Here is a 19,238-nt window from a genome sequence, read left to right on the forward strand (position 1 = left end):
GCCCGCGGCGCCCGCGGCGCCCGCGGCCCCGGCCGCGCGGGCTGCGCGGAAGGCGGTCAGGGCTGCTTCCTCGCCGGGGAGGGGGCCGTCCGGGAGGGGGGCGATGAGGGAGCGCAGGGCGGCGTCCAGTCGCTCGGCCGCGATGCGCGCGGCCTTCTCGGGACCGTCGGGCGCACCCGTGCCCGCCATGCCTTCGGCGACGACGGATTCGCCGCGCAGCACTCGCTCCACGGCGTCGTCATCCAGCCAGTCGTTGTCGTACCGGTGGTCGTCCGCCATCACATGTCCTTCTGCGTCCGCGCGCGCAATTGCGTCACACCGGCAGAAGCGTTGACTCCGCCCGCTCCGGTGTGTGACTGCCGCTGTCCGGGGGTGGCGTCGGCGGGCGTACGGCCGCCTCCGGACGTCACCAGTTCGGCCAGCCGCCGCAGGCCCCGGTGTGCGGCGGTGCGCACCGCTCCGGGGCGCTTGCCCAGCACGCCGGCGGCGCTCTTGGCGTCCAGGCCGACGACCACGCGCAGCACCACGGCCTCGGCCTGGTCCTGCGGGAGCTGGGCGATGAGGGCGAGGGTCCGGCCGGTGCCGAGCGCCTCCAGAGCCTCGCCCGCGGTGTCCGCGTCGCCCGCGCGGCCCGCGAGCTCGCTGTCGTCCCCGCCGATGGCGGGGCGTCGCCCGCGCATCCGTATGTGGTCCAGCGCCCGGTTGCGGGCGATCCGGGCGGCCCAGCCACGGAAGCGGTCGGCGTCGCCCGTGAACCGCTCCAGGTCCCGGGCTATCTGCAACCACGCCTCCGAGGCCACGTCCTCCGCCTCGGCATCGCCGACCAGCGTGCGTACGTACCCGAGCAGGCGGGGATGCACGGTCCGGTAGACCGTACGGAATGCCGTTTCGTCCCCGCCCTGCGCCGCGCGCACCGCGGCGGTCAGCTCAGCGTCGTCCCCCTGCACGCTCTCATCCTGCACTACGCGCCGTACCTGCGGTTCAGTAGCCCTGCGGACCGTTGCCGAAAGGATTCTGCGGCGGCGGCCCCTGAGGGGGCTGCCCGTAGGGCGTCCCCGGCGGCTGCTGCGGCATCGGCGGCTGCTGCTGGACGGGCGCCCAGCCCGCAGCCGGCGCCGGAGGCGCCGCCGGAGCACCGTACGGCATGCCCGGCATCCCCGGCATGCCGGGCGCGGGCACGCCGCCCATCGGCACGCCGCCCATCGGCGGCACGCCGAGCGGGCCGGCCAGGGCGCGCTGCTCCTGCAGCTTCGACAGCTGCCGCACGACCAGCAGGGCCAGGAGCGCGGCCACGATGTACAGCACGAGGGCGAGCGTGGAGACCGAGAGCGCGGTCTTCAGCGACTCGACGTCCTCCCGCGCCGACGAGAAGACGTAGCGGCGCGTCTTGAGCCGGCGCTCGGCGACCGCGAACATGATCGAGCCGACGATGCTGAAGCCGCCCGCCGTCAGCCACAGCGTCCACCAGGCATTGAGCAGGCCCTTGGGCGCGCTCTGCGGGCCCGCCGGGGCGCTGGCCCGGTAGATGTCGTTGGCCATCTGCTTGGGGAACCACAGGTTGACGACCGGCGTGAACCACGAGCCGACGGCCCAGCCGCTGCCGAAGCGGTGCGTTCCGGGCGCGAACGCCTCGGCGTTGAGCCGCATCCGGCGGAACCAGATGACCCACAGCACGGCCGTGGCGATGAGCACCAGGGAGTACAGCCCCACCATGGCGGCGTAGAAGCCGTCGGCGTCGTCGATCCGATCCCGCGCAGTGCTGGTGAGGCCGTCCCTGAGGATCTCGTCGAGCGCTCCGCGCTGCTCGCCGCGCGCCGCGATGAGGAGCAGCAGCACCGCCATCGCCAGCGACAGCAGCACCGTCAGCGCGATCCGCACGCCACGCCGCAGGTCCACGCCGCCGACCGGCATCCCGGCCGGCATCATGCCCGGCGCGCCCGGGTACGGGTACGGGTACGCCGCGGCAGGTGCCCCCACGCCCACCGGCTGCTGGTACGCCCCGCACGCGGCGCAGCGGCCGTCCGGGCCCACTGCGGCGGCGCGGCAATGACCGCACGGATACATCTCTTCGACCCCCCAGGTGGTGGCCGGTCCCGGCCACCCGGAAAACGGCTATGAGCGGGAGATACTACGCGCCCGCGGGGGCCGGCCAGGGTGTGACGAATTTTCGATTCCCGGCGCTGTAGGTAGTGCGTGCCCCACCAGGGTTCGCAACGGCGGCGGCCGGAGCCTCTCCTGTGGGGGGTGGCGGCTCCGGCCGTCCTCCGTCGTCCTTGCCGGCCGTTCACCGTCCGGCGAGCCGCCGTTCGACCATGCCCAGCCGCGCCAGCAGTTCGTGGAAGAGGTCCTCCACCAGCGGTTCGGGGTCGGCGGCCAGCACGTCCGCCAGTTCCGCCGCGTCCGCCGCGTGCCCCGCCGCGGCCGCCCACGCGGCGCAGTGCGCCGCGGCCGCCCACGGGCTGGGGAAGAGTTCGTCGAGGCCGAGCCCGGTGTCGGCCATGTAGTGGGCCAGCGGCGTCCGCCCCAGGCAGGCCGACCAGCACGCGCCCCCGGGCTCCGCGCCGCCGAGGACGGCGCAGTGGCTCTCCATCACGTACGCGGCCAGGGCCGGCGCGCCCGTCCGGTCCGCGAGCTCCCGCACCAGCGCGTCCACGCCGGCCGGCTCGGGCGGCCCGGGGTGCTCCCACAGCCGCCAGCCGCCGGCGAAGGTCCCGGCGGGTCTCAGGTGTTCACGGCGCACCGCGGGAACGGGGCACTCGGCGAGTGCCCCGTCGCCGCCGCGGCCGAGGAGTAAGTAGCCCCAGAAACCCATGAGCGTTCTCCCTCTGTCTGTTTCCGTCCGCGAAACAAACGGCTCTGGGTCTTACAGCGCGGCAGGCTCCTCCTACGTCACACCAGCCGCGGGCAACCTCACGCGTCCTCGCCCGCCACGTCCTTCACCGCGATCGTCAGGTCGTTGGTGACCGTGAAGTACGGCCGCAGCCGCACCTCGCCGCGCGTCGCGGCGGGGAAGGTGTCGATGCCCTTGCGGTCGGCAAAGTCCCCGGCGATCCGGCCGAGGCGCACGAGCGCCGCGCCGGCCGACGGGCGCACGTAGAGGTCCCACAGGTCCTGCTCCTCGCCGATGCGCCGGCTCATCGGCTCGTGCGGCAGGAAGCCGGTCCCGTTCTCGACGGCACCGCGGACGTCGCCCACCGAGCCGTCGGCGTCCCGCAGCCGGGCGATCAGCTCGGCGCCCTCCCCGAGCGTCGTGTCCCCGGAGGCGGCGAGGGTGACCATCGTCCCGTCCTCGCCCACCCGCACCTCCACGGCCTCGACGTGCCCGGGCCGCAGCCAGGTCCGTACGGCCAGGAAGCCGTCGCTGGTCGCGTACGGCACCCAGGCGGCGACGCCCCGCGCGGTGTGCTGCAGCGGCAGGTCCAGCAGCGCCTTCTGCTCGACGAGCGCGGCGCGCAGGCGGCGGCGCGAGGCGTCGCCCGCGCGCTCGGCGTACACGTCCCAGCGCCCCTCGGACAGCACGTGCGCGGCCCGGTCGACGCGGGCCTCCACCCACGTGCCCGGCTCGCGGCCCTGCGCGGGCAGGACCGCCCGGGCCGTCTCCTTGCCCTTGCTGCCCCGGTGGCGGAGCAGGACGTGCGTGTCGGCACCGGTCAGCTGCTCCGCCGGCACCCGGACGACCAGCGAGCCGTCGGCGTCGGCCGCGCAGCGTGCCTCGGGGTGGGCGATGCCGTCCTGCGGGCGCGGTGCGGCGGCCTGCTGCTGCTTGCGGCCGCCGAACAGGCCGCGCAGCAGCCCGCCCTTCTTCGGCGGCGTCGCGGTGGTGCAGCCCGGGCGCAGTTCCTCGAAGAGCTCCTCGTAGCGGCGGGCGACGGCGGCCGGTTCGTAGCGGTGTGCGGCCGTGCGGGCGGCCGAGCCCAGCCGGGCGCGCAGGCCGGCGTCGCCGGTCAGCCGCAGCAGGGCGTCCGCGTAGGCGTCGACGGTGCCGGAGCCGTCGAGCGGGACGAGCACGCCGTCGGTGCCGTCCGTGAGAATCTCGCGGGGGCCGTGGGGGCAGTCGGTGGCGACGACCGGCAGGCCCGCGTGCATGGCCTCGACGATGGTCATGCCGAAGGATTCGGCGTCGGAGGCCACGGCCGCGACGGCGCCCTTCGACCACTCGGTCTCGATGGGCGAGCGGGCGCCCATGAGCGTGATGCGCTCGTACAGGCCCAGGTCCTCGATCTGCCGGCGCAGCTTGGCCTTGGCGGGCCCGCGTCCATAGATCCGCAGGTTCCAGTCCGGACGCTCGGCGGCGACCTTGGCGAAGGCGTCGATCAGGCGGTCGTAGCGCTTGACGGCGACGAGGCGGCCGGCGGAGACGATCAGCTTGGAGGTGCCGTCGGAGGGCGCGGCGGCCGGGGCGGGGACGGCGTTGGGGACGCAGAGGATGCGGGCCCCGGCGTCCGGCAGCGCCCGGCGGTAGTGGCCGGCGTCGGCCTCGGAGACGGTGGTGAAGGCGTCGAGGGCGGCGATGGCCGGGTCCATCACGGCGTGCAGCTCGGCGACGTGCGCCTCGTGGGTGAGGTGCTCCTGGCCCAGCCGCAGGTACGGGCGGCCCTCGCCGTACTGCGCGAGGTAGCCGATGAGCTTGGGGCGGGTGGCGATGACGACGTCGGCGTCGGTCGCGGCCAGGTGCGCGGCGACGCGTTCGTCGGTGAGCGCGGTGGCGGCCATGCGGCCGTTGTCGATGCGCTCGTCGCGGAAGACCTCGCTGGGCCGCTGGTTGAGCGGGGCGGCGTGCTCGCCGGTCTCGGTGCCCTCGCGCAGGTCGACGAGGGACGTGAGCCGCACGCGCGGGTCGAGGGCGAGCTCCGGCTCGTCGGTGGGGCGGTTGACACTGACGATCCGCACGTCGTGCCGGTCGGCCAGGGCCGCGGCGAGGTTGACGGTGGAGCGGATGGTGCCGCCGATGCCGTAGGCGTTGTGCAGCAGGAATTCGATCTTCATCGGACCCTCGTTACGGTACGCGGTGCTTCCGGGGAGGGTAACGCTCCGCGCCGCGGCGGGGTGGCGCTTCGCGGTTCCCCCACCCCGCCCCTTCCCGAAACCGGGGCTCCACCCCGGGCCCCGGTCCTCGACCGCCGGACGGGCTGCATTCGTCAGCGGCGCACCCGTCCGGCCAAGGCCGTGAACTCCGCCCACGGGCGGGACGGGACCCGTGGGTCCCACAGGCGTTGCGCCACCGCCGCCAGCGGCAGCCGGATCCCCGACGCCACCTGGTCCGGCGTCTGGGCGTGGGCGAGGTCGCACCACACGGCCAGGCGGCCGCCGGGAATGCGGTCCGGGGTCGTCGGGCCCTTCGGCACGGGCACCGTGCCGCGCAGCACGGCCGGCGACCACTGCCGGTAGATCCGCTCGCCGGTCGGGTAGACGAACTGATTGGGCTGACCGAGCACGTAATAGAGGTATTCGTCGTTCAGGTTGACCAGCGTCCGTCCCTCGTTCAGGTACTCCTGCGGCTGACGGGCGCCGATCTCCTTACCGGTCCAGTACTCCACTTCGATGGATTTGTCCGGTGTGACCACGCCGCCCGTGAAGAATCCGTCGTTCCACGCCTTCGGCGTCTTGCCCAGGCTGCGCACGACCGCCGCCCGGTCGTTGAGCCAGCCGGTCGCCAGGTCCTGGACGCGCGCCTTGGGGCCGTACTTCTGGCGGGCCACCTCGGCCAGGCGGGGGTAGGAGGTCTGCGGGTCCTTGGCCATCAGCGCGCGGTACTCGTCCGAGCCGAGGTGGAACCACGGGCCGGGGAAGAGCGGCGCGAACTCGCGGATCAGGTCGTCCAGGATGCGGGCGGACTGGGGGTTGGCGACGTCCACGGCGCCGCGGGCGACCGTCCCGGAGGCGTCGCGCAACTGCAGGGACGGGTGGGCGTTCATGACGGCGCCCAGGTGGCCGGGCGAGTCGATCTCGGGGACGACGGTGATGTGGAGGGCCGTGGCCAGGTCGGTGATGCGGCGGAGCTCGGCCTTGGTGAGGTGCTGCGGGGAGACGACCTCGGGGTGCGAGGAGCTCTCGATGCGGAAGCCCTGGTCGTCGGAGAAGTGCAGGCCCAGCTGGTTGAGCTTGAGGTCGGCCATCTCGCGCAGCCGGCGCTCGATCCAGTCGCCGGAGAAGTGCTTGCGGGCGACGTCCAGGTTGAGGCCGCGCTGGGGGCGGTCGGGGCCGTCGCGCAACACCCCCTCGGGGAGCCCGCCGCCGGTGCGGACGGCCTGGACGACGGTGCGGGTGCCGTAGAACGCGCCCGCCTCGTCGGGGGCGGTGATCACGACCTTGCGGTCCTGGGTCGTCAGCTCGTACGACTCGCGGCCGCCGCTCTGGCCGGGGCGCAGCACCAGCTCGACGTCGCCGGGCCGGGCGGGCGCGGCGGCGAAGGGCAGCCGCAGGTCGGCGGCGAGCCGGCGGGCCTCGTCGGCCAGCGGCCCCTTCTCGTCGGCCACCACCCTGGCGCCCTTGGCCGGCCGCCAGCCGGGGCCGTTCCGCGCGGTGTACGCCCGGACGGCGGGCACGGTCTGCGGCACCCCGCGCGCCACCGGTGCCGGCGCCGGCGCGGGTGCGGCCGGGGAGGGTTTGCCCGATGTGGCCGCCGTCGATCCCTCGGGCGAGCGGGAGTCGTCGCGGGCCGGACGGTCGGCCGATCCGTCCCGTGGGCACCCCATGAGGGACATCGTGGCGAGGAGGGCGAGGCTGGCCACGGTTCCCCGGACGGCCGACGCGCGGGAGAGCCTGACGGTCCGTGCCATGGAGCAAAACCTCCTATGTGGTGCTTTGCTGCGAAGATATTGGTTTTCACCCGGAGTGTCGTGACTCATGGCCCGGACACGCCGGGACACATAGGACATCCGAGACCCCTTGGTCCCTGCGGCCTAGGCCGTACGTGCCTGTTTGATCACACCTGACAGACCCCGGGGGACCGAACCGACAGAGCGTCGCTACGATGGCCAGGGCCGGTGGACCGTACCCGGCCGGGCCCGACCGACAGTGAAGCCGGCAGGCCCCAATCCCCGCTCCCGGAGGGTTTTCCGTGCCGGCTGGAACGCTGTACCGCGGCCGGGAAGGCATGTGGTCCTGGGTGGCTCATCGAGTCACCGGCGTCCTCATTTTCTTCTTCCTGTTCGTGCACGTCCTCGACACCGCTCTCGTCCGCGTCTCTCCCGAGGCGTACGACGACGTCGTCGCGACGTACAAGACTCCGATCGTGGCCTGCCTGGAATACGGCCTGGTCGCTGCCATCCTCTTCCACGCGCTCAACGGCCTCCGGGTCATCGCGGTGGACTTCTGGTCCAAGGGCCCGAGGTACCAGAAGCAGATGCTCTGGACCGTCGTCGGCATCTGGGTCGTGCTGATGGCCGGGGCGATCTACCCCGTCCTCGGGCACGCCGCACGCGAACTGTTCGGGAGCTGAGACGCGAGATGTCCGCTGAAACCACCCCTGCTGTGAGCGACGTGTCCCTCTACGACGTGGACAACCCGGCTCCGCTCATTGAAGCGCCGCGCAAGCGCACCAAGAAGACCCCGAAGTCCACGCGCACCAATTTCGAGCTGTACGGCTGGCTGTTCATGCGGCTGTCCGGCATCGTGCTGGTCGTCCTGGTCCTCGGCCACCTGCTGATCCAGCTCGTGCTGGACGGCGGCGTCAGCAAGGTCGGCTTCGCCTTCGTGGCGGGCCGCTGGGCCTCGCCGTTCTGGCAGGCATGGGACCTGATCATGCTGTGGCTGGCGATGCTGCACGGCGCGAACGGCCTGCGCACGGTCATCAACGACTACGCGGAGCGGGACAACACCCGCTTCTGGCTGAAGATGCTGCTGTACACCGCCACGGTGTTCACCGTCCTGCTGGGCACGCTGGTGATCTTCACCTTCGACCCGAACATCCGCTAGAGCCGGGGCTGAGGCGCTAAATCATGAAGATCCACAAGTACGACACCGTCATCGTCGGCGCCGGTGGCGCCGGCATGCGCGCCGCCATCGAGGCGACGAAGCGCAGCCGCACCGCCGTGCTGACGAAGCTCTACCCGACCCGCTCCCACACCGGCGCCGCCCAGGGCGGCATGGCCGCCGCCCTCGCGAACGTCGAGGAGGACAACTGGGAGTGGCACACCTTCGACACGATCAAGGGTGGCGACTACCTGGTCGACCAGGACGCCGCCGAGATCCTGGCGAAGGAGGCCATCGACGCGGTCCTCGACCTGGAGAAGATGGGCCTGCCGTTCAACCGCACCCCGGACGGCACCATCGACCAGCGCCGTTTCGGCGGTCACAGCCGTAACCACGGCGAGGCCCCGGTCCGCCGGTCCTGCTACGCCGCGGACCGCACCGGCCACATGATCCTCCAGACGCTGTACCAGAACTGCGTCAAGGAGGGCGTGGAGTTCTTCAACGAGTTCTACGTCCTCGACCAGCTGATCACCGAGGTGGACGGCGTCAAGAAGTCCGCCGGTGTGGTCGCCTACGAGCTGGCCACCGGCGAGATCCACGTCTTCCAGGCGAAGGCCGTCATCTACGCCTCCGGCGGCACCGGCAAGTTCTTCAAGGTGACCTCCAACGCGCACACCCTGACGGGTGACGGCCAGGCGGCCTGCTACCGCCGCGGCCTGCCGCTGGAGGACATGGAGTTCTTCCAGTTCCACCCGACCGGCATCTGGCGCATGGGCATCCTGCTGACGGAGGGCGCCCGCGGTGAGGGCGGCATCCTCCGCAACAAGGACGGCGAGCGCTTCATGGAGAAGTACGCGCCGGTCATGAAGGACCTCGCGTCCCGTGACGTCGTCTCGCGCTCCATCTACACGGAGATCCGCGAGGGCCGTGGCTGCGGTCCCGAGGGCGACCACGTCTACCTCGACCTCACCCACCTGCCGCCGGAGCAGCTGGACGCCAAGCTGCCCGACATCACCGAGTTCGCGCGGACGTACCTGGGCATCGAGCCCTACACGGACCCGATCCCGATCCAGCCCACCGCGCACTACGCCATGGGCGGCATCCCGACCAACGTCGAGGGCGAGGTGCTGGCCGACAACGACACCGTCGTCCCCGGCCTGTACGCCGCCGGCGAGGTCGCCTGCGTGTCGGTGCACGGCGCCAACCGCCTGGGCACCAACTCGCTGCTCGACATCAACGTCTTCGGCCGCCGCGCCGGCATCGCCGCCGCGGAGTACTCGGTGAAGGCCGACTACGTCGAGCTGCCGGAGAACCCGGCGCAGCTCGTCGCCGACCAGGTCGAGCGGCTGCGCAACTCCACCGGCACCGAGCGGGTCGCCGAGCTCCGCAAGGAGCTGCAGGAGACCATGGACGCCAACGTCATGGTCTTCCGCACCGAGCAGACCATCAAGACGGCCGTCGAGAAGATCGCCGAGCTGCGCGAGCGCTACCAGAACGTGTCCGTCCAGGACAAGGGCAAGCGCTTCAACACCGACCTGCTGGAGGCCATCGAGCTGGGCAACCTGCTCGACCTGGCCGAGGTGATGGCCGTGTCCGCGCTGGCGCGCAAGGAGTCCCGCGGTGGTCACTACCGCGAGGACTACCCCAACCGCGACGACGTCAACTTCATGCGCCACACCATGGCGTACCGCGAGGTCGACGCGGACGGCAAGGACTCGATCCGCCTCGACTACAAGCCGGTCGTCCAGACCCGCTACCAGCCGATGGAGCGTAAGTACTGATGGCTACCCCGACTCTCGAGAAGGCCGGGACGGCGGCGCAGGACGCTTCGCCGTACATCACGGTCACCTTCCGGATCCGCCGGTTCAACCCGGAGGTCTCCGCGGAGGCCACCTGGCAGGACTTCGAGGTGGAGATCGACCCGAAGGAGCGCGTGCTCGACGGTCTCCACAAGATCAAGTGGGACCTGGACGGCACGCTGACCTTCCGGCGCTCCTGCGCCCACGGCATCTGCGGCTCCGACGCCATGCGCATCAACGGCCGCAACCGGCTGGCGTGCAAGACGCTGATCAAGGACATCAACCCGGCCAAGCCGATCACGGTCGAGCCCATCAAGGGCCTGACGGTCCTGAAGGACCTCGTGGTCGACATGGAGCCGTTCTTCCAGGCGTACCGCGACGTCATGCCGTTCCTGATCACCAAGGGCAACGAGCCGACGCGCGAGCGCCTGCAGTCCGCCGAGGACCGCGAGCGCTTCGACGACACCACCAAGTGCATCCTGTGCGCCGCGTGCACGTCCTCGTGCCCGGTGTTCTGGAACGACGGCCAGTACTTCGGCCCGGCGGCGATCGTCAACGCGCACCGCTTCATCTTCGACTCGCGTGACGAGGCGGGCGAGCAGCGTCTGGAGATCCTGAACGACAAGGACGGCGTGTGGCGCTGCCGCACGACGTTCAACTGCACCGACGCCTGCCCGCGTGGCATCGAGGTCACCAAGGCGATCCAGGAGGTGAAGCGAGCGCTCATCACGCGCCGCTTCTGATCCCCCCGTTCACGGGTTCCGGGCCCGCTCCGCACCACTGGTGCGGGGCGGGCCCGTCCGCGTTCACCCGAGCCGACCGGTGATGCGGGCCGGGGGGCGCCGTCAGGCGGTGCGCAGGCCCGACGTCACCCCGAGCAGCGCCTCCTTCTTGCGGAGGAGGTCGGCCAGCTGCTCGTCGACCCGGGTGAGCTGCTCGTCGAGCACGCCGACGGAGTGGTCGCAGGCGAGCAGGCCGGGGCCGCCCTGGGTGCAGGGCATCAGCTCCCGGATGGCCTCGGTCGTCAGACCGCCGGCCAGGAGCTCGCGGATGCGCGTGACGCGCTCGCCGGCGTCCGGGTGGTAGCGGCGGTAGCCGTTGGCGTCGCGCTCGGAGCTGAGCAGGCCCTGCTGCTCGTAGTAGCGCAGGAGCCGGGTGCTGACCCCGGTACGACGGGACAGTTCACCTATGCGCATCAGCGGATTCCCCCACCTGACTTGACCTTGACACTGATGTCATACGGCAACCTCTCGGCCATGACACGGATTCCCGCACTCTCCACTTCCGTCACCGGCACCGGCCCGGGCCTCCTCCTCGCGCACGGCGCGGGCGGCAGCATCGAGGGCAACTACGCCCCGGTCCTGCCGGCCCTGGCCGCCGCCCACACCGTCGTCGCCCCCGACTACCCGGGCTCCGGCGCCACGCCGCGCGCGACGGGCCCCCTGACCGTGGACGCCCTCGCCGACGCCGTCGTCGCCGCGGCCGACGAGGCGGGCCTCGACACCTTCACCCTGATCGGCTACTCGCTGGGCACGATGGTGTCCGTGCGGGTCGCCGCCCGCCACCCGGAGCGGGTGCGGGGCCTGGTGCTGTCGGCGGGCCTGGCCCGCCCGGACAACCGGCTGCGGGCCACGCTCGACCTGTGGCAGAAGCTGCTGGCCGAGGGCGACCTGCAGGCGTTCGCCCGCTTCGTCGCGCTCAGCGCCTTCGGCGAGGACTTCTTCAACGCCGTCCCGCAGGATCAGGTGGGCCCCTTCCTGGACCTGATCGCCGCGGGCGTGCCGGCCGGCACCGCCGACCAGGCCGCCGCCGTCCTGACGGGCGACAGCACCGCCGACCTCGCCGGGATCTCCGTCCCCACCCTGGTCATCGCCCCGACCCAGGACACCCTGGTCTCGCCGGCCCACTCCCGCTACCTGGCCGACCACATCCCGGGCGCGGAGTACGCCGAGATCGCCACCGGCCACGTCCCCATGGCCGAGCGCCCGGAGGAGTGGGAGAAGCTGATCGTGGCCTTCCTCGACCGCCACGGCCTCTGAGCACGGAAGGCGGCCTCCGGCGGCCACGTGAAGGGGCGTCAGATGCGCCCCAGCATCCACAGCCGCCAGATGCCCGTTCCGTCGGAGAGGTACTGCGCCCCCGAGACCGAGGACGTGCTGAGGACGTAGTCCTTCTTCTGCCACAGCGGCACCATGGGCACGTCCTCGGCGACGATCTTCTGGATGTCGCGGATCTCGCCGGCCACCCGGTTGCGCAGGGGATTCTGCTGCGTCAGCCGGATGAGCTGCTCCACGCGGGGGCTGGAGTAGCCGGAGTGGAACGCGTCGCCGCCGCCGACCAGCGGGGTGGTGAAGGTGTCGGGGTCGGGGAAGTCGGCCACCCAGCTGACGCAGTACGCGTCGTAGGCGCCCCGCGCGTAGCCCTCCTGGAACTCCTGCCAGGCCACCTTCCGTGTCGTCACCCGGAACAGGCCGGTGGCCTCCAGCTGCTTCTTCAGCAGCGCCGCCTCCTGGTCCGTCACCGCGCCCTGCGAGTAGGCGAGCCCGAACGACACGGGCACCTGCACGCCCGCCTTCTGCAGCAGCTGCCTCGCCCGTCCGGCGTCCGGCGTGGGATAGGCGTCGAAGAAGGACGTGGCATGGCCGGTGAGGCCCTGCGGGACGAGGGAGTACAGCGGCTCGACGGTGCGCAGGTGCACGTCGCGCGCGAGCGCCTGACGGTCGACGACGGCGGCCACCGCCTGGCGCACGGCCGGGGTCCGCAGGGGGGAGTCCTCGCGCAGGTTGAAGACCAGGAAGCGGGTGTTGGCGGCCGCGTTCTCGTTCACCCGGACGCCGGAGTCCGGCGAGGACAGCCGGGCCAGGTCGGTGGGCGGCATCTGCCGGGCGGCCACGTCCACGGACCGGCGCTGCCAGGCGTCGCTCATGCGCTGCGGGTCGGTGAAGTACCGCACCGTCACGTCCCCGCCGACCTTCTTCACGGCGCCGGCGTACGTGTCGTTGCGCTCCAGCTCGGCGGTGGCGCCCGGCTGGTAGGACGTGAGGACGTACGGGCCCGAGCCGTCGGCCTCGTTGCCCTCGCGCAGCCGGTCCGCGGGGTAGCGCGTGCTGTCGACGATGGACCCCGCACCCGTGGCGATCTTGAACGGGAAGGTCGCGTCCGGCGCCTTCAGCCGGAACGTCACCGTCCGGTCGTCGTCGGCGACCTCCACCGACCCCAGCGTCTCCAGCAGCGGCTTCGGGCCCTGCCCGGACTTGATCCGCAGGATGCGGTCGAAGGAGAACTTCACGTCCTTCGCCGTCAGGGGGTGCCCGTTGCTGAACTTCAACCCCTCCCGCAGCTCGCAGGCGTACGTGCGTAAGTCCTCGCCCCGGAAGCCGCAGCGGCGCGCCGCGTCCGGCACCGGGGCGCCCGAGCCCGGGCTGAACGTCATCAGTGACTGATACACGTTGCCGTACAGCGCCCACGAGCCCGCGTCATAGGCTCCCGCGGGGTCGAGCGTGCTGACCGTGTCGGTCGTGCCGACCCGCAGCGGCCCCCCGCCGCCGCCGTTCCCCGAGGTGATCCCGCAGCCGCCGGCACCCATGACACACAACGCCAGCAGTGCCGAAGGCACCACGGCCCTTCGCATTCGGACCCCACGCACCCCTGCGCCCCTCCCGCCCGGTGATGCGCATCACCGTAAACAAGCGAACGCGCGTCCGTCCCGGGAATCGGCCAAGTGATCGTCGGCCGTCCGCGGAGAGGGTGGGCAGGTGTCCGTTATGAGGTGCGCCGCAAGGCCCGTACGCCACGCAACCCGATGGCACCTACAGCCGTCCCCAGAAGAAACGAGGTGATCGCGAGCAGCAGATGCACCCAGAAGTACGCGGTCGGGGAACCCGCGTCGTCGAAGGCCAGCCCGCTGCCGTCCTTCCAGAGATTCTTCACGAAAGTGATCCAGATGACCCAGCTCCAGGCGCCGAAGGCGAGCAGGAACCACGACACGGGACGCGAGAGGGTCGCGGGGGTTCGGGGGGCCGCTTCCCCGGAAGACTTCACCATGGGTTTCAGTATGCGTTCCGGCACTCGCACTGGTCCTATCGGGTCCTCGCAGGCCGCACGCCGTGAGGCACCGTCCTGGTTCACAGTCCGTGGAGGTACGTTCACCAGCGTGCCGACCACAACATCACACCCCCCGCGGTACCCCGCGCACCGCACGCGGTACTCCGCACCGCGCCGAGTCCGGCGCTCCGCGACCCTGCTGGCGGCCGGCGCGTCGCTGCTGCTCCCGCTGGCGACCGCCGCACCCGCCCTCGCCACGCCGCCCGCCCCCTCCGCCACCCCGGCGGCCGACGGCAAGGGCCAGCCCAAGCAGCCGCCCAAGCGGCCGCCCGCCAAGATGTCCACGGTGGGCGGCGAGCTGCTGGGCCGGCCGGGCGTCCAGGTGCAGCCGGGCCCGGGCGCGCCCGCGCTGCCGAGGGAGCTCAGCGGCAATTCGTGGCTCGTCGCGGACGCCGAGTCGGGCGAGATCCTCGCCGCGAACAACGCGCACTGGCAGCTGCCGCCCGCCTCCACCCTCAAGATGCTCTTCGCCGACACCGTGCTGCCGAAGTTCCCCAAGAGCCAGCAGCACACGGTCCGCTCCTCCGATCTGGAGGGCATGGGCGACGGCAGCAGTCAGGTCGGGATGAAGGAGGGCGTCACCTACTCCGTCCGCGACATGTGGATGGGCGTCTTCCTGCGGTCCGGCAACGACGCGGTGCACGTGCTGTCCGCGATGAACGGCGGTGTCACGAAGACCGTCAAGGACATGCAGGCCCACGCCGACGCCCTCCAGGCACGCGACACGCACGTGGTCACCCCCGACGGCTACGACGCCGAGGAGCAGGTCTCCAGCGCCTACGACCTCACGCTCTTCGCCCGCTCGGGGCTGCAGAAGGCGGACTTCCGCGAGTACTGCTCCACGGCCCGGACGCAGTTCCCGGACGAGGACCACCCGGGGAAGACGAAGGAGATCGTCAACACCAACCGGCTCCTCACCGGCCAGGGCATCCCCGCCTACAAGGGCATGGCCGGCGTGAAGAACGGCTCGACGACCAACGCCGGCAACACCTTCACCGGCGTCGCCCAGCACGACGGCAAGAAGCTGCTGGTCACCGTCATGAACCCGGAGATCAAGGAGCCGCACCAGGTCTACAAGGAGACCCAGCTGCTCCTGGACTGGGGCTTCGAGGCGGCCGGTCACGTCAAGCCCGTCGGCGTGCTGGTGGCCCCTCCGGGCGCCTCCGACAAGCCGGGCGGGGTCAGCGGTGGCGGCACCGCCGGGCAGGGCGCCCAGGCGTCGGTCTCCGGCGGCGACGGCATGTGGACGGCCGTCGGGCTGACGGGCGGCGCGCTGGCGGTGCTGGCGGTGGCCGGCTACATCGTCAACCGCCGGCACCCGCTGCCGCAGCGCGTGCAGCACCGTCGCCCGAAGGAGTGAAGGCGGGCGTCACCCGTCGTTGCCCTTGCCGCCCTCCGCGTCGTTGCCCTTGCCGTTCTCCCCGTCGTTCCCGCGCCGCGTGGGCGCCGCCTCCCCGGAGCTTCCGGTGGCCGTCCACGCGGCGCAGTACAGGGTCAGCTTCGCCGTGAAGTTGATCCACAGCAGCAGCGCGATCGGCGTTCCGAACGCGCCGTACATGCTCTTGGCCGCCACGCCCTGCAGATAGCCGCTCAGCACCAGCTTGAGCACCTCGAAGCCGACCGCCCCGACGAAGGCGGCGACGACGAGGCGACGGCGCGGCGGCCAGACGCCGGGCAGCCGCGAGAGCACGTAGAGCAGCAGCAGGAAGTCGGCGAGGACGGCGATGCAGAAGCCCGCGGCCGTCAGCAGCCCGCCGACGCCGGACAGCCCCGTCCGGTCGGCCACCCAGCCGACGGCCGACGACGCGAACGCCGAGCAGGCGGCGGACAGCAGCGCGACCGCGCCCAGGCCCACCAGCACCGCCGCGTCCTTGAGCTTGAGCAGGAAGACGTTGCCGGGGTCCTCCTCCACCTCCCACACCGCGCGCAGGCACTCGCGCAGGGAGCCCACCCAGCTGACGCCGGTGAGGAGCAGCAGGACGGCGGCGACGAGCGAGACGGCGCCGGCGTGCTCGGTGAAGCCGTGCAGGTCGATGCTGCCGGCGAGGCCGGGCAGCTGCTCGGAGATCTTCTTCTCCAGCTCCTGGACCTGCCCGTCGGTGAGCAGGGCCGCCGAGACGGCCGCGCCGAGCGTCAGCAGGGGGAAGAGCGCCACGAAGCTGGTGAAGGTGATCGCCGCGGCCAGGCGGGTCCATTTCACCCGGTCGAGGGTCTCGTACGTCCGCCACGCGTGCGTACGCATCGCCTTGCCGATCGGGGGACCGATCCAGGGGAGCCGCGTCAGCCAGTCCATGAGGGAACGTCTACCCCCGATCCGGCCGGAATCGTCGCCCGCGCGCAGGTCACGGGGAGGGGCGGCTCAGCGGGGAGAGGTCGCTCTGGTGCGGCACCTCGCCCGCCGCGCCGTCCTTGCCGAAGGGGAAGTCGCGCTCCAGGCGCCAGATGCCGTCCTCCCCCTGCTCGTACAGCGCGAACCCCTCGATGGCCCACTCGGCCTCGTAGTCCGCGAGCTCCGCGTACGCCCGGTCCATCGCCTCCTCGGCGATGCCGTGCGCCACGGTCACGTGCGGGTGGTACGGGAACTGCAGCTCCCGCGCCACCGGCCCCGAGGCGTCCCGCACCCGCTTCTGCAGCCAGGCGCAGGAGGAGGAGCCCTCCACCACGTTGACGAAGACGACGGGCGACAGCGGGCGGAACGTGCCCGTCCCGCTCAGCCGCATCCGGAACGGCCGCCCGGCCTCCGCGACCTCCGCCAGGTGACGCTCGATCGCCGGCAGTGACGAGGCGTCCACCTCGGTGGGGGGCAGCAGCGTCACGTGCGTGGGAATGCCGTGGGCGTGCGGGTCGCCGAAGCTCTCACGGCGCTTCTGGAGGAAGCTGCCGTACGGCTCCGGGACCGCGATCGAAACGCCGAGCGTTACGGTCCCCACTGCGTTCTCCCTCCTGTGCGCCTGTACGTCCCCGTGGTCAGTGTGACGGCTGCGCCGCACCCGCTGCCAGGTCACCTGGTCCCCGGCGCCCGGGACCGTGGGCCCGACGTGCACGGACGCATCCGAACCGTATCCGGATGGCCCAGCCTCCGCTGGGTTTCCGCTAGTGCTTCGCGGGCAGGAAGCCGACCTTGTCGTACGCCTGGGCCAGCGTCTCCGCGGCGACGGCACGGGCCTTCTCGGCGCCCTTGGCCAGGACCGCGTCCAGCGTCTCGGGGTCGTCCAGGTACTCCTGCGTACGGGCGCGGAAGGGGGTGACGAAGTCGACCACGACCTCGGCGAGGTCGGTCTTGAGCGCGCCGTAGCCCTTCCCCTCGTACTTCTGCTCCAGCTCGGCGATCGTGCTGGAGGTGAGCGTGGAGTAGATGGTGAGGAGGTTGCTGACGCCCGGCTTCTCCTCGGCGTCGAAGCGCACGACCGTGTCGGTGTCGGTGACCGCGCTCTTGATCTTCTTCGCCGAGACCTTGGGCTCGTCGAGCAGGTTGACCAGGCCCTTGGGGTTGGCCGTCGACTTGCTCATCTTGGCCGTCGGGTCCTGCAGGTCGTAGATCTTGGCGGTCTCGCGGACGATGTGCGCGGCCGGCAGGGTGAAGGTGTCGCCGAAGCGGCCGTTGAAGCGCTCGGCGAGGTCGCGGGTCAGCTCGATGTGCTGGCGCTGGTCCTCGCCCACGGGCACGGAGTCGGCCTGGTAGAGGAGGATGTCGGCGACCTGCAGGATCGGGTACGTGAAGAGGCCGACGGTGGTCTGGCCGGCGCCCTGCTTGGCGGACTTGTCCTTGAACTGCGTCATGCGGGACGCCTCGCCGAAGCCGGTGAGGCAGTTCATCACCCAGGCGAGCTGGGCGTGCTCGGGCACGTGGCTCTGGACGAACAGGGTGCAGCGGTCCGGGTCCAGGCCGGCGGCCAGCAGCTGGGCGGCCGCGATGCGGGTGTTGGCCCGCAGCTCCTTCGGGTCCTGCGGCACCGTGATCGCGTGCAGGTCGACCACCATGTAGAACGCGTCGTGCGTCTCCTGCAGGGCCACGTACTGACGGATGGCACCGAGGTAGTTCCCGAGGTGGAACGAGCCTGCGGTGGGCTGGATGCCGGAGAGGGCGCGCGGACGATCAAGGGCCATGCCCACATTCTCTCAGGTGTGGAAGCGGACTCGGCCCAGCGGTGCATGTCGGGGTGTAGAAAGGCGTCACCAGCATGCCCCGACACGAACGGAGCACACGTTGACCGCCACGGAACGCAGCATCTCCGCCGCCGACGAGCACAGCGCGCACAACTACCACCCGTTGCCGGTCGTGGTCGCGACCGCGCAGGGCGCCTGGCTGACGGACGTCGAGGGGCGCCGCTACCTCGACATGCTCGCCGGGTACTCGGCGCTGAACTTCGGGCACGGCAACCGACGGTTGATCAACGCGGCCAAGGAGCAGCTGGACCGGGTCACGCTCACCTCGCGCGCCTTCCACCACGACCGCTTCGCGGAGTTCTGCGCCGCGCTGACGGAGCTGTGCGGCATGGAGATGGTGCTGCCGATGAACACCGGCGCGGAGGCGGTGGAGACGGCCGTGAAGACCGCCCGTAAGTGGGGTTATCGCGTCAAGGGCGTGCCCGACGGCCGGGCGAAGATCGTCGTGGCGGAGAACAACTTCCACGGCCGCACCACCACCATCGTCAGCTTCTCCACCGACCCCGAGGCCCGGGCGGACTACGGCCCTTACACCCCCGGCTTCGAGATCGTCCCGTACGGGGACCTGGCGGCGCTGGAGGCCGCCGTCGACGAGCACACGGTGGCGGTGCTGCTGGAGCCGATCCAGGGCGAGGCGGGCGTGCTGGTCCCGCCGCCGGGCTACCTGGCCGGGGTCCGGCGGCTGACCACCGAGCGGAACGTCCTCTTCATCGCGGACGAGATCCAGTCGGGACTGGGGCGCACGGGCCGGACGTTCGCCTGCGAGCACGAGGACGTCGTCCCCGACGTGTACGTGCTGGGCAAGGCGCTGGGCGGCGGCGTGGTGCCGGTGTCGGCTGTGGTCTCCTCGCGCGAGGTGCTGGGCGTCTTCCGCCCCGGCGAGCACGGCTCCACCTTCGGCGGCAACCCCCTGGCGTGCGCGGTGGCCCTGGAGGTCATCGCGATCCTGCGCTCCGGCGAGTACCAGGAGCGGGCCACGGAGCTGGGCGAGCACCTGCACCGCGAGCTGCACCAGATGGCCGGCTCGGGCGCGGTGACGGCGATCCGCGGCCGCGGGCTGTGGGCGGGCGTGGACATCGACCCCGCGCACGGCACGGGCCGCGAGATCTCCGAGCGCCTGATGGCGCACGGGGTGCTGGTGAAGGACACCCACGGCTCCACGATCCGCATCGCCCCGCCGCTGGTGATCAGCAAGGAGGACCTCGACTGGGGCCTGGACCGCCTCCGCGAGGTCCTCGGCGGCGCCTGAGCGGC

Annotated in this window: 18 protein-coding genes and 1 pseudogene; 7 read left to right on the forward strand and 12 right to left on the reverse strand. The window is 71.8% G+C overall.

Annotation, left to right across the window (positions count from 1 at the left end; genetic code table 11):
- The 6 genes and pseudogenes from IE182_RS19290 to IE182_RS19315 all read right to left on the reverse strand — a co-directional run.
- Positions 1–279: pseudogene (locus IE182_RS19290) on the reverse strand (hypothetical protein); the annotation flags it as partial.
- Complete coding sequence (locus IE182_RS19295) at positions 279–947, reverse strand: RNA polymerase sigma factor (RefSeq protein ID WP_190111120.1); 669 nt, start codon at positions 945–947, stop codon at positions 279–281. The pseudogene IE182_RS19290 and the gene IE182_RS19295, both read right to left, overlap by 1 nt.
- 34 nt (positions 948–981) lie before the next feature.
- On the reverse strand, positions 982–1,977 hold the full coding sequence (locus IE182_RS19300) for a DUF4328 domain-containing protein (protein WP_229844941.1): 996 nt from the start codon (positions 1,975–1,977) through the stop codon (positions 982–984).
- A 307-nt stretch (positions 1,978–2,284) separates the two neighbouring features.
- Entirely contained in the window at positions 2,285–2,812 is a 528-nt protein-coding gene (locus IE182_RS19305) for a hypothetical protein (RefSeq protein ID WP_190111122.1), read from the reverse strand.
- 98 nt (positions 2,813–2,910) lie between these two features.
- On the reverse strand, positions 2,911–4,986 hold the full coding sequence (locus tag IE182_RS19310) for a glycosyltransferase (protein WP_190111123.1): 2,076 nt from the start codon (positions 4,984–4,986) through the stop codon (positions 2,911–2,913).
- Positions 4,987–5,138: 152 nt separating this feature from the next.
- Positions 5,139–6,779 carry a beta-N-acetylhexosaminidase gene (locus IE182_RS19315; protein WP_190111124.1) on the reverse strand — a complete coding sequence of 547 codons (1,641 nt, stop codon included), beginning with the start codon at positions 6,777–6,779 and terminating at the stop codon, positions 5,139–5,141.
- A 281-nt stretch (positions 6,780–7,060) separates the two neighbouring features.
- On the opposite strand from IE182_RS19315, the gene sdhC reads away from it, so the two are divergent.
- Genes sdhC through IE182_RS19335 form a run of 4 tightly spaced genes read left to right on the forward strand, consistent with a single transcriptional unit; the run spans position 7,061 to position 10,456 of the window.
- A complete protein-coding gene (gene sdhC, locus IE182_RS19320; RefSeq protein ID WP_190111125.1) occupies positions 7,061–7,441 on the forward strand; it encodes a succinate dehydrogenase, cytochrome b556 subunit in 381 nt (126 codons plus the stop codon).
- An 8-nt stretch (positions 7,442–7,449) separates the two neighbouring features.
- Positions 7,450–7,917, forward strand: a complete 468-nt coding sequence (locus IE182_RS19325) for a succinate dehydrogenase hydrophobic membrane anchor subunit (protein ID WP_190111126.1) — start codon at positions 7,450–7,452, stop codon at positions 7,915–7,917.
- Between the two features lie 23 nt (positions 7,918–7,940).
- Entirely contained in the window at positions 7,941–9,695 is a 1,755-nt protein-coding gene (gene sdhA, locus IE182_RS19330) for a succinate dehydrogenase flavoprotein subunit (RefSeq protein WP_190111127.1), read from the forward strand.
- Positions 9,695–10,456 carry a succinate dehydrogenase iron-sulfur subunit gene (locus IE182_RS19335; RefSeq protein WP_190111128.1) on the forward strand — a complete coding sequence of 254 codons (762 nt, stop codon included), beginning with the start codon at positions 9,695–9,697 and terminating at the stop codon, positions 10,454–10,456. Before sdhA ends, IE182_RS19335 begins: the two co-directional genes overlap by 1 nt.
- A gap of 102 nt (positions 10,457–10,558) precedes the next feature.
- On the opposite strand, the gene IE182_RS19340 is transcribed toward IE182_RS19335, so the two are convergent.
- Positions 10,559–10,909 (reverse strand): MerR family transcriptional regulator, encoded by a 351-nt coding sequence (locus tag IE182_RS19340; protein ID WP_190111129.1) that lies wholly within the window; start codon positions 10,907–10,909, stop codon positions 10,559–10,561.
- A gap of 60 nt (positions 10,910–10,969) precedes the next feature.
- On the opposite strand from IE182_RS19340, the gene IE182_RS19345 reads away from it, so the two are divergent.
- Positions 10,970–11,752 (forward strand): alpha/beta fold hydrolase, encoded by a 783-nt coding sequence (locus tag IE182_RS19345; protein WP_190111130.1) that lies wholly within the window; start codon positions 10,970–10,972, stop codon positions 11,750–11,752.
- Positions 11,753–11,790: 38 nt separating this feature from the next.
- Here the strand turns inward: IE182_RS19345 and IE182_RS19350 are convergent, their stop codons facing one another.
- Positions 11,791–13,359 carry an ABC transporter substrate-binding protein gene (locus IE182_RS19350; RefSeq protein WP_444544991.1) on the reverse strand — a complete coding sequence of 523 codons (1,569 nt, stop codon included), beginning with the start codon at positions 13,357–13,359 and terminating at the stop codon, positions 11,791–11,793.
- A 116-nt stretch (positions 13,360–13,475) separates the two neighbouring features.
- Positions 13,476–13,757, reverse strand: a complete 282-nt coding sequence (locus tag IE182_RS32125) for an SCO4848 family membrane protein (protein WP_229844943.1) — start codon at positions 13,755–13,757, stop codon at positions 13,476–13,478.
- A gap of 10 nt (positions 13,758–13,767) precedes the next feature.
- On the opposite strand from IE182_RS32125, the gene IE182_RS19355 reads away from it, so the two are divergent.
- The gene (locus IE182_RS19355) at positions 13,768–15,177 is read left to right on the forward strand and encodes a D-alanyl-D-alanine carboxypeptidase family protein (protein ID WP_373303586.1); all 1,410 of its coding nucleotides are present in this window, start codon (positions 13,768–13,770) and stop codon (positions 15,175–15,177) included.
- 9 nt (positions 15,178–15,186) lie between these two features.
- Here the strand turns inward: IE182_RS19355 and IE182_RS19360 are convergent, their stop codons facing one another.
- The 3 genes from IE182_RS19360 to trpS all read right to left on the reverse strand — a co-directional run bounded on the left by IE182_RS19360 (position 15,187) and on the right by trpS (position 17,924).
- Positions 15,187–16,110 (reverse strand): YihY/virulence factor BrkB family protein, encoded by a 924-nt coding sequence (locus IE182_RS19360; protein ID WP_190111131.1) that lies wholly within the window; start codon positions 16,108–16,110, stop codon positions 15,187–15,189.
- Between the two features lie 49 nt (positions 16,111–16,159).
- Positions 16,160–16,747, reverse strand: coding sequence for a 2'-5' RNA ligase family protein (locus IE182_RS19365; protein ID WP_190111132.1), 588 nt, complete (start codon positions 16,745–16,747; stop codon positions 16,160–16,162).
- Between the two features lie 163 nt (positions 16,748–16,910).
- Entirely contained in the window at positions 16,911–17,924 is a 1,014-nt protein-coding gene (gene trpS / locus IE182_RS19370) for a tryptophan--tRNA ligase (protein ID WP_190111133.1), read from the reverse strand.
- A gap of 100 nt (positions 17,925–18,024) precedes the next feature.
- Here trpS and rocD point away from each other — a divergent pair, with 100 nt between their 5' ends.
- Positions 18,025–19,233, forward strand: a complete 1,209-nt coding sequence (gene rocD, locus IE182_RS19375; protein WP_229844946.1) for an ornithine--oxo-acid transaminase — start codon at positions 18,025–18,027, stop codon at positions 19,231–19,233.
- The last annotated feature ends 5 nt before the right edge of the window (positions 19,234–19,238 follow it).

Origin of the sequence: Streptomyces cinnamoneus (assembly GCF_014650495.1) — a bacterium.
GTDB lineage: Bacteria > Actinomycetota > Actinomycetes > Streptomycetales > Streptomycetaceae > Streptomyces > Streptomyces cinnamoneus.

What these genes read in the sequence shown, in the direction of transcription:
- IE182_RS19305 (WP_190111122.1), bottom strand. Translation starts at nt 2,812, where the DNA reads ATGGGTTTCTGGGGCTACTTACTCCTCGGCCGCGGCGGCGACGGGGCA.
- IE182_RS19310 (WP_190111123.1), bottom strand. Translation starts at nt 4,986, where the DNA reads ATGAAGATCGAATTCCTGCTGCACAACGCCTACGGCATCGGCGGCACC.
- IE182_RS19315 (WP_190111124.1), bottom strand. Translation starts at nt 6,779, where the DNA reads ATGGCACGGACCGTCAGGCTCTCCCGCGCGTCGGCCGTCCGGGGAACC.
- IE182_RS19325 (WP_190111126.1), top strand. Translation starts at nt 7,450, where the DNA reads ATGTCCGCTGAAACCACCCCTGCTGTGAGCGACGTGTCCCTCTACGAC.
- sdhA (WP_190111127.1), top strand. Translation starts at nt 7,941, where the DNA reads ATGAAGATCCACAAGTACGACACCGTCATCGTCGGCGCCGGTGGCGCC.
- IE182_RS19335 (WP_190111128.1), top strand. Translation starts at nt 9,695, where the DNA reads ATGGCTACCCCGACTCTCGAGAAGGCCGGGACGGCGGCGCAGGACGCT.
- IE182_RS19340 (WP_190111129.1), bottom strand. Translation starts at nt 10,909, where the DNA reads ATGCGCATAGGTGAACTGTCCCGTCGTACCGGGGTCAGCACCCGGCTC.
- IE182_RS19345 (WP_190111130.1), top strand. Translation starts at nt 10,970, where the DNA reads ATGACACGGATTCCCGCACTCTCCACTTCCGTCACCGGCACCGGCCCG.
- IE182_RS32125 (WP_229844943.1), bottom strand. Translation starts at nt 13,757, where the DNA reads ATGGTGAAGTCTTCCGGGGAAGCGGCCCCCCGAACCCCCGCGACCCTC.
- IE182_RS19355 (WP_373303586.1), top strand. Translation starts at nt 13,768, where the DNA reads ATGCGTTCCGGCACTCGCACTGGTCCTATCGGGTCCTCGCAGGCCGCA.
- IE182_RS19360 (WP_190111131.1), bottom strand. Translation starts at nt 16,110, where the DNA reads ATGGACTGGCTGACGCGGCTCCCCTGGATCGGTCCCCCGATCGGCAAG.
- trpS (WP_190111133.1), bottom strand. Translation starts at nt 17,924, where the DNA reads ATGGCCCTTGATCGTCCGCGCGCCCTCTCCGGCATCCAGCCCACCGCA.